This is a genomic window from Streptomyces sp. NPDC002795, from assembly GCF_042888725.1.
Classification (GTDB): Bacteria; Actinomycetota; Actinomycetes; order Streptomycetales; family Streptomycetaceae; genus Streptomyces.
In genome coordinates this window covers 80,252-92,939 of the sequence record NZ_JBIAQB010000011.1, presented here as the reverse complement: position 1 = coordinate 92,939, position 12,688 = coordinate 80,252, and the positions used below count along the sequence as shown (strand labels likewise).

At 70.8% G+C, this 12,688-nt stretch carries 10 protein-coding genes and 1 pseudogene; 5 read left to right on the top strand and 6 right to left on the bottom strand.

Annotated elements, in window-relative coordinates; genetic code table 11:
- Positions 1 to 139 precede the first annotated feature (139 nt).
- A complete protein-coding gene (locus ACFYWS_RS30325) occupies positions 140 to 1,315 on the top strand; it encodes a 4-hydroxybenzoate 3-monooxygenase (protein ID WP_389281721.1) in 1,176 nt (391 codons plus the stop codon).
- Between the two features lie 145 nt (positions 1,316 to 1,460).
- On the top strand, positions 1,461 to 2,366 hold the full coding sequence (locus tag ACFYWS_RS30320; protein WP_389281719.1) for a Bax inhibitor-1/YccA family protein: 906 nt from the start codon (positions 1,461 to 1,463) through the stop codon (positions 2,364 to 2,366).
- An 81-nt stretch (positions 2,367 to 2,447) separates the two neighbouring features.
- On the opposite strand, the gene ACFYWS_RS30315 is transcribed toward ACFYWS_RS30320, so the two are convergent.
- Positions 2,448 to 2,678 carry a DUF4287 domain-containing protein gene (locus ACFYWS_RS30315; RefSeq protein WP_389281718.1) on the bottom strand — a complete coding sequence of 77 codons (231 nt, stop codon included), beginning with the start codon at positions 2,676 to 2,678 and terminating at the stop codon, positions 2,448 to 2,450.
- A gap of 87 nt (positions 2,679 to 2,765) precedes the next feature.
- Between ACFYWS_RS30315 and ACFYWS_RS30310 the strand changes: the two genes are divergently transcribed.
- Positions 2,766 to 3,077 (top strand): hypothetical protein, encoded by a 312-nt coding sequence (locus ACFYWS_RS30310; RefSeq protein WP_389281716.1) that lies wholly within the window; start codon positions 2,766 to 2,768, stop codon positions 3,075 to 3,077.
- Between the two features lie 59 nt (positions 3,078 to 3,136).
- On the opposite strand, the gene ACFYWS_RS30305 is transcribed toward ACFYWS_RS30310, so the two are convergent.
- The 3 genes from ACFYWS_RS30305 to ACFYWS_RS30295 all read right to left on the bottom strand — a co-directional run bounded on the left by ACFYWS_RS30305 (position 3,137) and on the right by ACFYWS_RS30295 (position 6,746).
- Positions 3,137 to 3,955, bottom strand: a complete 819-nt coding sequence (locus ACFYWS_RS30305; protein ID WP_389281715.1) for a hypothetical protein — start codon at positions 3,953 to 3,955, stop codon at positions 3,137 to 3,139.
- A gap of 244 nt (positions 3,956 to 4,199) precedes the next feature.
- Positions 4,200 to 5,420: an acetyl-CoA C-acetyltransferase gene (locus ACFYWS_RS30300; protein WP_389281713.1), complete on the bottom strand. Its 1,221-nt coding sequence runs from the start codon at positions 5,418 to 5,420 to the stop codon at positions 4,200 to 4,202.
- 291 nt (positions 5,421 to 5,711) lie between these two features.
- Entirely contained in the window at positions 5,712 to 6,746 is a 1,035-nt protein-coding gene (locus ACFYWS_RS30295) for an SGNH/GDSL hydrolase family protein (protein ID WP_389281711.1), read from the bottom strand.
- Positions 6,747 to 6,904: 158 nt separating this feature from the next.
- Here ACFYWS_RS30295 and ACFYWS_RS30290 point away from each other — a divergent pair, with 158 nt between their 5' ends.
- Entirely contained in the window at positions 6,905 to 8,296 is a 1,392-nt protein-coding gene (locus tag ACFYWS_RS30290; RefSeq protein WP_389281709.1) for a cystathionine beta-synthase, read from the top strand.
- A 239-nt stretch (positions 8,297 to 8,535) separates the two neighbouring features.
- Here the strand turns inward: ACFYWS_RS30290 and ACFYWS_RS30285 are convergent, their stop codons facing one another.
- Both ACFYWS_RS30285 and ACFYWS_RS30280 read right to left on the bottom strand, forming a co-directional pair.
- Positions 8,536 to 9,417 carry a MurR/RpiR family transcriptional regulator gene (locus tag ACFYWS_RS30285; RefSeq protein ID WP_389281708.1) on the bottom strand — a complete coding sequence of 294 codons (882 nt, stop codon included), beginning with the start codon at positions 9,415 to 9,417 and terminating at the stop codon, positions 8,536 to 8,538.
- Positions 9,418 to 9,521: 104 nt separating this feature from the next.
- The gene (locus tag ACFYWS_RS30280) at positions 9,522 to 10,985 is read right to left on the bottom strand and encodes an aromatic amino acid ammonia-lyase (RefSeq protein ID WP_389281706.1); all 1,464 of its coding nucleotides are present in this window, start codon (positions 10,983 to 10,985) and stop codon (positions 9,522 to 9,524) included.
- Positions 10,986 to 11,164: 179 nt separating this feature from the next.
- On the opposite strand from ACFYWS_RS30280, the pseudogene ACFYWS_RS30275 reads away from it, so the two are divergent.
- Positions 11,165 to 12,193 (top strand): annotated as a pseudogene (locus ACFYWS_RS30275) (ABC transporter ATP-binding protein); the annotation flags it as partial.
- Between the last annotated feature and the right edge of the window lie 495 nt (positions 12,194 to 12,688).

Here is a 12,688-nt window from a genome sequence, read left to right as displayed (position 1 = left end):
TCAGCCCCCGTGCGGCCCGGCCGGCCCGGGGGTCTCGTGACCATTGACAGCCGCCCCGCGCGGGGCGAGGATCCGCACAGAACTTTATGAACGAAAGTTCACCAGGCGAACAACCGCAATGACGCGAGAGGGATCCCGTATGCGCACCACCGTCGGCATCATCGGAGCGGGCCCCGCCGGGCTGCTCCTGGCCAGGCTCCTGCACAACGCCGGCATCGAATCGGTCGTCCTGGAGAGCCGCGATCGCGCCTACGTGGAGCAGCGTCAGCGCGCCGGGATCCTGGAGCAGGGCACCGTGGACGTGCTGCGCGAGGCCGGCGTCGGCGCGCGCATGGACCGCGAGGGCCTGCCGCACGACGGCATCGAGCTGCGCTTCGACCGTCGCCGCCACCGCGTCGACTTCCCCGCCCTGACCGGCGGCAAGCAGGTCATGGTGTACGCGCAGACCGAGGTCTGCAAGGACCTCATCGCGGCCCAACTGGCCGACGGCGGACCCCTGTTGTTCGAGGCGGAGGCGCTGGCGGTCGAGGGCGCCGACACCGACAGCCCCCGCGTCCGCTTCCGCCACGAGGGCCGCGAGCAGACCCTCGACTGCGACTACGTGGTCGGCTGCGACGGCTTCTGGGGCGTGGCCCGCAAGGCGGTCCCCGAGGAGCTCACCCGGACGTACGAGCGCACCTACCCGTACGCCTGGCTCGGCATCCTCGCCGACGTGGCGCCCTCCCACGACGAGCTGATCTACAACCGCTCCGACCGCGGCTTCGCCCTGATGTCCATGCGCTCACCGCACGTCACGCGCGCGTACCTCCAGGTTCCGGCCGGCACCGACGCCGAGTCCTGGTCCGACGACGAGATCTGGGCCGAGCTCGACCGCCGCCTGGAGGTCGACGACCCGACCTGGCGCCTCGCCCGCGGACCCATCACGTCGAAGTCCGTCACACCCATGCGGTCGTACGTCCACGAGCCGATGCGGCACGGCCGCCTCTTCCTCGCCGGGGACGCGGCGCACATCGTCCCGCCGACCGGCGCCAAGGGCCTCAACCTCGCCGTCGGCGACGTCATCACCTTCGCCCGCGCCCTCGTCACGTACCTGGAGAAGGGCGACACGGAAGCGCTCGACACCTACTCCGAGACCTGCCTGCGCCGCGTCTGGCAGGCGGAGCGCTTCTCGTACGCGATGACGACCATGCTGCACCGCGCCCCCGACGCCACGGCCTTCGACGACAAGATCCAGCTGGCCCAGCTGGACCGCGTGACCACGTCGAAGGCGGCCGAGACGGATCTCGCCGAGGCGTACACCGGATTCCCCGTATGAGGGCCCGGAAGGCGGAACACACAGGGTGCACGGGACGTTCCTCGTAACAGGATGGGAAAGATCCTCCCTGAGCACTAGGGTCGGATCTTTGCCAGACCATTACTCTTGATGGCAAGGCCATACAGGGTGGCTATGGAGGAGTGAAATGAGGAGCAGCAACCCGGTCTTCTCGCGACGGGGGTTCAGCCGCGACAACGGCTACGCGCAGTTCAACGCGAACGCGCAGCAGCCGCAGGCCGGGGGCCCCGCTGTCGGCACGGCGCAAGGTAATCCTTACGCCCAGGCCCCCGCCGGCAACCCGTACGCGCAGAACCCCTACGCGCAGCAGGACGTCCAGTACGGGGCTCCGCAGGCGCCCACCACCACCGGCCGCATGACGATCGACGACGTCATCATGCGGACCGGCACGACGCTCGGTCTGCTGATCGTCACCGCGGCGCTCGCCTGGGCGCTGCTGCCGGTCGACGACGCGAACATCGGCAAGTCCATCGGCATCGCCGTCGGCGCGGGCCTCGTCGCGATGGTCCTGGGCTTCGTCCAGGCCTTCAAGCGCAAGGCGTCCCCGCCGCTGATCCTGGCGTACGCCGCCCTTGAGGGCGTCTTCCTCGGCGTGATCTCCAGCGTCGTCGACAACCGCATCGCAGACGGCGCGGCCATGCAGGCCGTGCTCGGCACGATGGCCGTGTTCGCCGGTGTCCTCATCGCGTACAAGGCGGGCTGGATCCGCGTCAACCGTCGCTTCTACGGCTTCGTCATGGCCGCGGCGCTCGGATTCGTCCTGCTGATGGGCATCAACCTGCTGTTCGCCGTCTTCGGCGGCGGTGACGGCCTCGGCTTCCGCAGCGGTGGCCTCGGCATCGTGTTCGGCATCCTCGGCATCCTGCTCGGTGCCTGCTTCCTGGCCCTGGACTTCAAGCAGGTCGAGGACGGCATCGCGTACGGCGCCCCGAAGGAAGAGGCGTGGCTCGCCGCGTTCGGCCTGACCATGACGCTGGTCTGGATCTACATGGAGTTCCTGCGGCTCATCGCGATCCTGCAGGGCAACGACTAGGTGTAACAGCCGCCCGACGGTCAGGGGCCCGCGTACCTTCCGGTACGCGGGCCCCTTGCCGTGAGGTGAGGGTTGTGGGCTCTAACGGAATCGCCGTGCGGCGCGCCTCAGGTCGTATTCGTGGATGATCGCTTTCGCGTGGCCGTACCCGAGATCGTGCTCGCCACGCAGCCAACTGACCTTCTCTTCGAAGCGAAGGAAGCAGGGGCCTTCTTCAACGGTGCGCATCCAGTCGCCGAGTTCACGACCGGTGCAGTGGGGGATGCGAGCCAGCAGATTGCGGTGGGTCTCCTCGGAGAAGACTTGGGACATCGGCGCCTCCGGAACGCTTCGATGTGGCCGGTCCTTCACGCCACCGTGCCTGAGCGTTGGGGCCTTGTAAACAGCTACAGTCGGCGCGTGCTTGATACGACGCCTTTGACCGCAGCAGTGGATCAGTTCGCCGACCGGCTCCGGGCCGCGCCGCAGAGCAGATTGCAGCGGGGTGCTGCCGCGGAGGCGCTGGCGCTGGCCAGGGAGCTTTCGGGGCGGTCCCAGAAGTTGGACGCGCCCGACGCGTCGGTACGGGAGATGCCCGATGCGGGGATGTTCGCCGCGGCGGACCAAGTGACGGTCGCGGGCCGGGACTTGGCGGTCTCCCTCCGGGACGTGGGGGACCTGTCGGCGGCCGTGGAACAGGTCGAACTCGCAATGAAGCGAGCCAACATTTAAGCCCCGCCGGCGTTTGAGGCGCGGGGTCCGGGGCGGAGCCCCGGGGGCGCGACCACGGTTCAGGCTGAGGCTATGACCCGGTCCGCCAGTATGTAGACGTTGTTCCGGGCGCACTCGAAGGTCAGCGCATACGCGCCGGAGACGCCCGAGCCGCCGAGCAGCACCGGGGTCTCGCCGGAGCGCAGCGCGGACGCCAGCTGCTCCGCCGTCTCCCGGTGGCCGGGGGTCATGCAGAGCGTCGTGCCGTCGGCGAACACGTACACGTCGAGCGTGCCGAGCGGGCCCGGCCGGACGTCGGCGAGGGCGGTGCGGGTCTGCGCCAGCTCCTCAAGACACTGCACCGTGCGCTCGTGGTCGCCCACGACTGGCGACTGGACCGGAACGAAGTCGGGGTGCGAGGGGTGCCTGCGGCGGGCGGCGGCCAGCTCGGGCGACTCCTCCAGGACCTCGTCGAGGGCGGCCGTGCCGGCGAACTCGTCCTCCGGCTCGAGCGAGGGCTCCCCGAAGGGCTCCAGGCCCGTGAGGTCCGCCTGACGCGGCAGGAACATGTCGTCGCCGAGCGCGCCGCCGGCCAGGAACGGCGGCAGCTCCGAGCTGTCCCGCGCCTCCTGGGCGGCCCAGAACGCCCGCGCCTCCGCCAGCTCGCGCTCCCGCTCCTCGGCGAGGGCGTCGGCGACGGCGTTGCGTATCTCCTCGGCGTCCGGCGTGGTGCGTGCCGCGGGAACCGCGGGGAGCGCCTGGACGGCGCGGTCCCTGACCAGCTCGTCGCGGAGCTCCGACACCTGTCGGCGCAGGCCCCTGACGTGCTGCAGGGTGGCGGCTCCGACGGCCGTGGCAGCGGCCGTGGCGAGCACAAGGACACTTATGGCTGCGGGCATGGCGCTCACTGACGTACTCCCGGTTTCAAGTCGACCCCCGACTTCCTACATCAGCTTGAAGCCTGGACGAACCAGCTGTCAGTGCATTACGTCACGAAATGGACAGGTCTTTTGTCCGGGTGTTTAGCCCCTGCATGGGGTGGGAACGGGGCTGACCTGCGAAAATCAATCTCCCCCGAGATGTACGTCACATCCTGGGGGAGATCGGATCACGAACGGGTAGACCGCTTCGGTCCGGCCCGGGTCAGCTCAGGCGCTCGATGACCATCGCCATGCCCTGGCCACCGCCGACGCACATGGTCTCCAGGCCGAACTGCTTGTCGTGGAACTGGAGCGAGTTGATCAGCGTGCCGGTGATCCGGGCGCCGGTCATGCCGAAGGGGTGGCCGACGGCGATGGCGCCACCGTTCACGTTCAGCTTGTCCTCGTCGATGCCCAGCTCGCGGGCGGACGGGATGACCTGCGCGGCGAACGCCTCGTTGATCTCGGCCAGGTCGATGTCGCCGATGCCGAGGCCGGCCCGCTTCAGGGCCTGCTTGCTGGCCTCGACCGGGCCGAGGCCCATGATCTCGGGGGAGAGGCCGGAGACGCCCGTCGACACCACGCGGGCGAGCGGGGTCAGGCCCAGCTCGCGCGCCTTGGTGTCCGACATGACCACGAGGGCGGCGGCGCCGTCGTTCAGCGGGCAGCAGTTGGCGGCCGTGGCGAGGCCGTCGGGGCGGAAGACGGGCTTGAGGCCCGAGACGCCCTCCAGCGTGACGCCGGCGCGCGGGCCGTCGTCCTTGGCCACGACCGTGCCGTCGGGGGTCGTCACCGGGGTGATCTCGCGCTCCCAGAAGCCGTTCTTGATGGCTTCCTCGGCGCGGTTCTGCGAGCGCACGCCGAAGGCGTCCATCTCGGCGCGGGTGATGCCCTTGACGCGGGCCAGGTTCTCGGCGGTCTGGCCCATCGCGATGTACGCGTCCGGGACCAGGCCGTCCTCGCGCGGGTCGTGCCAGGAGGTGTTCTCCTGCGTGGCGACCTCGGCGGTGCGGGCCTCGGCCTCGGCGAAGAACGGGTTGCGGGTGTCGGGCAGGGAGTCCGAGTTCCCCTTCGCGAAGCGGGACACCATCTCGACGCCGGCCGAGATGAAGACGTCGCCCTCGCCGGCCTTGATGGCGTGCAGCGCCATGCGGGTCGTCTGGAGCGAGCTGGAGCAGTACCGGGTGACGGTGCAGCCCGGGAGGTGGTCCATGCCCATCTGCACGGAGACGATGCGGCCGAGGTTGTTGCCCTGCTCGCCGCCGGGGAGGCCGCAGCCGAGCATCAGGTCGTCGATCTCGCGGGGGTCGAGCTCGGGGACCTTGGCGAGGGCGGCCTGGATGATCGTGGCGGTCAGGTCGTCCGGGCGGAGGTCCTTGAGCGACCCCTTGAAGGCGCGGCCGATGGGGGAACGGGCGGCTGAGACGATCACTGCTTCGGGCATCACGCGGCTCCAGAGTTCGATACGGCTGACCGTGAGGGAAGTTACCCGTACGTACGGCTCGGGTCACCGGGTGAGGTGTGTGACCCGTACCGCATTTTACTAAGCGCTTGCTCAGGGCTCCACGGGGTTGCGGCCTCGGGGCTCTGCCTCGGACCCCGCTGCTCAATCGCCGCAGGGGCTTGATAGATCCAGCCCCGCCGGCGTTTGAGGCGCGGGGTCCGGGGCGGAGCCCCGGGAGCGGTCGCCGGGTAGCCGGGGCTGGGCTTGGGGCTCTGCCCCATACCCCGCGCCTCAATCGCCGGAGGGGCTTGAATGAGCCGGGACCGGGTCCTCGCTGGACACCCGCCGGCGCCGGCGCCGTTTCAGCAATGCCCACGGCCCCCGGGGACCGGTCGGCATAGCGGCAGCGACTTCCGTGCCGCCCTCCTGGGCGGCCTGCGCCGCCGCGCGGGCGACCGGGAGGAAGCCCTCGGCGCGGGAGGCGTCGGGGCGCTCCTCCTCCGGCCACAGGCCCAGGGAGGCGCACAGCGTGGGGAGCACCGCCATCGCTGCGGTCGCGTACCCCTCCATGGACGGGTGGTAGTTGTCCGGGCCGAACATCTCGCGGGGGTTCGCCGAGAACTCGGGGCCGAGAAGGTCACCGAGCGAGACCGTCCGCCCGCCCTGCTCCACCGTCCCGATCGTCTGCGCCGCCGCGAGCTGCCGCGAGGCGCGGCGGGCCAGCCACCGCAGCGGCTGCTGGACCGGCTCCACCGACCCCAGATCGGGACAGGTGCCGACCACCACCTCGGCGCCCGCCGTGCGCAGCCGCCGTACCGCCGCCGACAGGTGTCGTACGGACTCCGTCGCGGGCATGCGGTGCGTGACATCGTTCGCGCCGATCATGATCACGCAGACGTCGGGCCGCCAGCCGGGATCCGCGAGACCGAGCGGCACCTGACGGTCCAGGTCGTCGGAGCGCGCGCCCGGCAGCGCCACATTGCGCAGCTCCACCGTCCGCTCCGCCACCGCCGCGAGCCCGGAAGCGAGCAGCGCACCCGGCGTCTGCCCCGCCCGGTGCACGCCCTGCCCCGCGGCCGTCGAGTCGCCCAGCACCAGGAAGCGCAGCGGTTCGCCGTCGTGGGGGCCGTACATCCGCCGGCCGTACACGCCGTCCGCGGCCGGCACGTGCACCGGCTCCGGACCGTGATTACCGACCTGGCGTCGCGCGATGTGCACCTCGGCCAGCAACAGCCCGATCGTTGCCGCGCCCAGCAGCCCGATCCCGCCGCCGCCGTACGCCGCGCCCGCTGCGATCCGCCGTGCCACCCTCGCCCTGCTCGACATGTTCCGCGGCCACCTGCCTCTGCGACTCTTTTACGACTACAAGGACTCCTTGCCCCGTTATCCCTGTCGGCCAATCGCAACGCCGGATGAAGCGACATGGTCCAGCGTGTGCGCCTTACCCTTGCGGCACCATTACGGAGGAGAACCCGGAGACCACGGTGCGCATCCACGAATCGATGATCGACCTCGTCGGCAACACCCCGCTGGTGAGGCTCAACAAGGTGACCGAAGGGCTGCGGGCGACCGTCCTGGCCAAGGTCGAGTACTTCAATCCCGGCGGCAGCGTGAAGGACCGCATCGCGCTGCGCATGATCGAGGCGGCGGAGCGGAGCGGGGAGCTGGAGCCCGGCGGCACCATCGTCGAGCCGACCAGCGGCAACACCGGTGTCGGCCTCGCCATGGTGGCCCAGCAGAAGGGCTACAAGTGCGTCTTCGTCTGCCCGGACAAGGTCTCCACGGACAAGATCAATGTGCTGCGCGCGTACGGCGCCGAGGTGGTGGTCTGCCCGACGGCGGTGGACCCCGAGCACCCGGACTCGTACTACAACGTCTCGGACCGCCTCGTCCGTGAGACGCCCGGCGCGTGGAAGCCGGACCAGTACAGCAACCCGCACAACCCCGAGTCGCACTACCACTCCACGGGGCCCGAGCTGTGGGAGCAGACGGACGGCCGGATCACCCACTTCGTCACGGGCGTCGGCACCGGCGGCACCATCTCCGGGACCGGGCGCTATCTGAAGGACGCGAGCGAGGGCCGGGTCAAGGTCATCGGCGCCGACCCCGAGGGCTCGGTGTACTCCGGTGGCTCCGGGCGCCCGTACCTCGTCGAGGGCGTCGGTGAGGACTTCTGGCCGACGGCCTACGACCGGGAGGTCGCCGACGGGATCGTCGCGGTGTCCGACAAGGACTCGTTCCAGATGACGCGGCGACTGGCCAAGGAGGAGGGGCTCCTCGTGGGCGGCTCCTGCGGGATGGCCGTGGTGGCGGCGCTGCGGGTCGCGGAGGGGCTCGGTCCCGACGACATCGTGGTCGTGCTGCTGCCGGACAGCGGGCGCGGATACCTCTCGAAGATCTTCAACGACGACTGGATGGCGGACTACGGCTTCCTGGAGGACTCCGGGCCCAGCGCGCGCGTCGGCGACGTGCTGAAGGACAAGGAGGGCGGCGCGCTGCCCTCGCTCGTCCATATGCACCCGGAGGAGACGGTCGGTGAGGCCATCGAGGTGCTGCGCGAGTACGGGGTCTCGCAGATGCCGATCGTGAAACCGGGCGCCGGGCACCCGGACGTGATGGCCGCCGAGGTCATCGGGTCCGTGGTCGAGCGCGAGCTGCTCGACGCGCTGTTCACCCAACGGGCCTCCCTGCACGACCCGTTGGAGAAGCACATGTCGGCGCCGCTTCCGCAGGTCGGCTCCGGGGAGCCGGTGGCGGACCTGATGAACGTGCTCGGCGCGGCCGACGCGGCGATCGTGCTGGTCGAGGGGAAGCCGACGGGTGTGGTGAGCCGTCAGGACCTGCTGTCGTTCCTGGCCAAGGGCGGCGCGAAGTAGTCCGCTTCGCGGATCGCTTTCCCGGGTTCGCGAAAACGGTACGAGCGCGACACGTGCGCGCAGCACCGGCTTAACACGGGTCCGGCACATTGGTCAGTGGCGTCAGGAACTCCGGAGCGGCTCCCGGACCTCCACGGACGCCCTGGGCGCGCATCCGGCCTGACCGGTGTGCACGCCCTTCGCGGGGACCGCCGTCGTCCCGCCCCCCGTTCACGGGGGTGCGGCGGTCCCCGCGCGACTCACTCCATGAACAGGCCGCGCTCCGCCGCCCGTACGTCGAACTCCTCAAGACGTGCCTGTGCCTGCGGCAGCTCGTCGCACATCGCCTCCAGAAGCACCCGGCCCAGCAGCATCGGCGAGCACGCCGTGTCGAAGGCGAGGCCCGTGCCGACCGCGGCGGGCAGCAGCAGGTCCGAGTGGCGGGCGACCGGGGCGAAGGCGGAGTCGGCGACCGTGACGACCGTCAGGCCGGCCTCCTTCGCGTACGCGAGGGTGTCGACGACCTCGCGCGGATGGCGGGGGAGCGCGAAGCAGAGCAAGGTCGTGGCGCCCGCGCGGACGGCCGCGTCGATGCGGTCGGCGAGCATGGTGCCGCCCTCGTCGAGGAGACGTACGTCGGGGTGGACCTTCGCGGCGAAGTACGCGAAGCCGAACGCCTGGGACGCGGCCGCGCGCAGCCCCAGGACGAGCAGCGTCGGTGAGGCGGCGAGGATCCGGCCGGCCCGCTCGACCGGTTCCGGGTCGGCGAGCAGTTCGGCGAGGTGCCGGAGGTTGGCGATCTCGGCTTCCACGGCCTGCTGGTACTCGTTGGCCTTGGTGGTGGTGGCCGGTTCGGAGGGCGCCGTCTCGCGCAGGTGCTTGCGCAGCGCCGGGTAGCCGTCGAAGCCGAGCGCCACCGCGAACCGGGTCACGGAGGGCTGGCTCACGCCCGCGAGGTCGGCCAGCTCCACGGACGACAGGAACGGCACCTCGGCCGCGCGCCGCACCATGCAGTGCGCGATGCGGCGCTGGGTGGGGGTGAGGCGGTGCCCCTCGAAAAGGCTCTGGAGGCGGGCGGAGGGGCTGTGCGCGCCCGCGTCGCTGTCCGTCCCGCTCCGTGTGCTGTCCGTGCGCTCGCTCATGTCTCCGCCGGTCCATTCAACGGTCACGTTTCGTGCATGACTCTATTCAGTGCGGGGGCCGGGGCGCCAGCCCTTCCGTCCGATGCGGACCGGCCCCCTGCGCGTCACTCCTCGACGAACCGTCCCAGCAGGGTCGCCGCCCGCTCCACGTCGACGGTCAGGGGCCGGTCCGCCACCTCCGTCGGAAGCTCCTGCGCCGCGAGCTCGAAGGCCCGCCCCACCGGAAGCTCCGGGTCGAGAGGGAGGTCGCGCAGCCGCAACGCCCGTACCGCCGCGACCAGTTCGCAGCCCACCACCTGGCGGAAGGCCGCGCACACGCGCAGGGTCTGACGGGCCGCCAGGGAGGCGAAGCTGGCCTGTTCCTCGACGCCGCGGGAGAGCACGGCGTGGCCGAGGGACGCGGGGGCGGAGAAGGCGCACAGGTCGGCGAGGGCGCCACCGGCCGCGTACTCCAGGATCATCACGCCGGACGAGGCCGGTTCGCCGTCCGCGAGGAACGGGCGAAGGCGGGTGAAGTTCGGTTCGTTGAGGGTGGAGAGGCGGGACGTGGAGAGGCGGGCCACCTGGCTGATCGCGAGGCGGAAGTGGTCGAGCGCGAGGGCGAGTTGGGCCATGTAGAAGCCGCCGTGGTGGTAGGCCGCCATCTCCGTGTACGAGATCAGGGGGTTCTCCGCCGCCGCGTTGATCTCCACCGTGAGGATGTCCTCCAGGGCGTCCGCCGCGTCCTGCGCGGGGCCGTGGATCTGCGGCACGCAGCGGAAGCCGTACGGGTCCTGGATCCGGCTGAGCGGGGGCGTGGGGTGGTCGTCGGCGCCGAGGATCCCGCGCATCCGGGCCGCCACCTCGAAGCTGCCCTTGTGGGGGCGGGACTCGTGCACGGGCAGGGCGTACGCCTCGTAGGAGCCGTCGACCGCGAGCAGGCTCATGGCGGCCACCAGGTCCGTCGCCGCCAGCAGGTCGCGCATTTCGTGCAGGGCGAGGGCCGCCTGGCCGAGGGTGAGGGCGTTGGAGGAGATCAGGGCCAGGGCGTCGTTGTTGTCGAGGGGCTGCGGCTTGGGCGGGGTGCCCTTGCCGCGCCAGGGGTGTTCGCCGGCGAGGGCCAGGCCCATCTGGGACAGGGGCGCGATGTCGCCGGTGCCGACCGAGCCGTGCTCGTTGACCGACGGGTACGCGCCCGCCTCCAGCGCCTCGCAGAGCGCCGTGACGACCGTGGGGCGCAGGCCCGCGCCGCCGGCCAGGAGCTGGTTCGCCCGGACCGCGAGCATCGCCCGCACCTCGCGCTCGGGCAGCTCGTCGCCGATCGCGCCGGCGTGGCTGCGCAGCAGGCGCAGTCCGTGGTCGGCGGCGGCGTCGGTGGGCACGTCCTCGCTGCGGTTGGCGCCGACGCCGGTGGAGCGGCCGTAGACCCTGCCCCACGCGGCGATCTCCCGCGCCGCGTTCCAGGACTCCTCCACGCGCTTCATGGCGTCGGTGCCGGGGACCGGGCGGGCGCTCGCACGGGCGAGGCGGACCACGTCGGCGACCGGGAGACCGTGGCCGTCGAGCACGACGACCGGCTGTGACACCATGTGCTGTTTCCCCTTTGAACGATGTTCAAATGCCCCAAATGGGGCGCCCGCGTCTCACGTATCGGTCTCCGGCTCTGGATTTACCGACGATTAACGCGGAGGCATTGACAAATTATTCACTCACCGAGAACTCTGCATGACGATATGCAGGGCGGGCAAGAGGACTCCAGAGGCGCTCCATGATCCAGTTCGAAGCGGTCCACAAGCGATTCCCGAACGGCACGACAGCGGTGCACGATCTCTCGCTCGACATGCCGGAAGGGGGTGTGACCGTCTTCGTCGGGTCGTCGGGCTGCGGCAAGACGACGAGCCTCCGGATGATCAACCGTATGGTCGAGCCCTCGTCGGGCACCATCCGGGTCGGCGGGCGCGATGTTCTGGAGCAGGACGCCGCGGAGCTGCGGCGCTCCATCGGGTACGTGATCCAGCAGGCGGGGCTCTTCCCGCACCGCACCGTGCTCGACAACGTCGCCACGGTGCCGCTGCTGCTCGGGTGGGGGCGGAAGAAGGCGCGGGTGGCGGCCGGTGAGCTGCTGGAGCGGGTCGGGCTGTCCGCCGAGATGGGCAAGCGGTATCCGCATCAGCTCTCCGGTGGTCAGCAGCAGCGGGTGGGGGTGGCGAGGGCGCTTGCCGCGGATCCGCCGGTGCTGCTGATGGACGAGCCGTTCGGGGCCGTCGACCCGGTCGTGCGTACGCAGCTTCAGGACGAACTGCTGCGGCTCCAGACCGAGTTGAACAAGACTATCGTCTTTGTCACGCACGACATCGACGAGGCGGTGCGGCTCGGGGACCGGATAGCCGTGTTCCGGGAGGGCGGGCACCTTGTGCAGTGTGCTCCGCCGGAGGAGCTGCTCGCGCGGCCCGCGGACGAGTTCGTGGCGGACTTCCTCGGGGCGGAGCGGGGCTTGAAGCTGTTGTCGCTCTCGACGTTGGGGGATGTGGCGCAGGGCGCCGCGCCGGAGGGTGGGGCGTGGGAGTTGGTGCTGGATGGTGCGAGGCGGCCGGTGGCGTGGCGGGAGCGGGGTTCCTCTGCGGAGGCGCCTGTGCGGGCGCTCCGCGATGGGGACTCGTTGTTGTCGGCGTTGAACGAGTCGGTGGCGTCGCCGGTGGGGTTGGTGGTCCGGGTCGACGCGGATGGTGTTTTCACGGGTGTGTCGTCGAGGGACGACGTCCATGAGCGGTCTGGCCGGGCGCACAGCGACGCCCAGTCCGGCCTGACGCCCCGGGGCTCCGCGGGCTCTCGTCCACAAGCGGGGCTTGATTTGGCCGCACCGGGGGCTGATGCCGCCGGATCGGCTGCGGGGGCTGATGGCGCTGAGTCAGGCGCTGATGGCACCGAATCGAGTACTGATGGCGCCGGATCGGGGCTTGATGCCGCCGGACCGAGTGTTGATGGTGCCGGATCGGCGGCTGATGGTGCCCGGTCGGCGGCTGATGGCGCTGGACCGGGGCTTGATGGTGCCGAACCGGGGGCTGACGGTGTCGGATCGGCGGCTGATGGTGCCGGATCGGCGGCTGATGGTGCCGGATCGGCGGCTGAAGGTGCTGGACCGGCGGCTGATGGAGCAGGGTCGGGGCTTGATGGTGCCGAACCGGGGGCTGACGGTGCCGGACCGGCGGCTGATGGTGCCGGATCGGCGGCTGATGGAGCAGGGTCGGGGCTTGATGGTGCCGAACCGGGGGCTGACGGTGCCGGATCGGCG

Coding starts and splice junctions, on each gene's coding strand:
- ACFYWS_RS30325 (WP_389281721.1), top strand. CDS start 140: ATGCGCACCACCGTCGGCATCATCGGAGCGGGCCCCGCCGGGCTGCTC.
- ACFYWS_RS30320 (WP_389281719.1), top strand. CDS start 1,461: ATGAGGAGCAGCAACCCGGTCTTCTCGCGACGGGGGTTCAGCCGCGAC.
- ACFYWS_RS30315 (WP_389281718.1), bottom strand. CDS start 2,678: ATGTCCCAAGTCTTCTCCGAGGAGACCCACCGCAATCTGCTGGCTCGC.
- ACFYWS_RS30305 (WP_389281715.1), bottom strand. CDS start 3,955: ATGCCCGCAGCCATAAGTGTCCTTGTGCTCGCCACGGCCGCTGCCACG.
- ACFYWS_RS30300 (WP_389281713.1), bottom strand. CDS start 5,420: ATGCCCGAAGCAGTGATCGTCTCAGCCGCCCGTTCCCCCATCGGCCGC.
- ACFYWS_RS30295 (WP_389281711.1), bottom strand. CDS start 6,746: ATGTCGAGCAGGGCGAGGGTGGCACGGCGGATCGCAGCGGGCGCGGCG.
- ACFYWS_RS30285 (WP_389281708.1), bottom strand. CDS start 9,417: ATGAGCGAGCGCACGGACAGCACACGGAGCGGGACGGACAGCGACGCG.
- ACFYWS_RS30280 (WP_389281706.1), bottom strand. CDS start 10,985: ATGGTGTCACAGCCGGTCGTCGTGCTCGACGGCCACGGTCTCCCGGTC.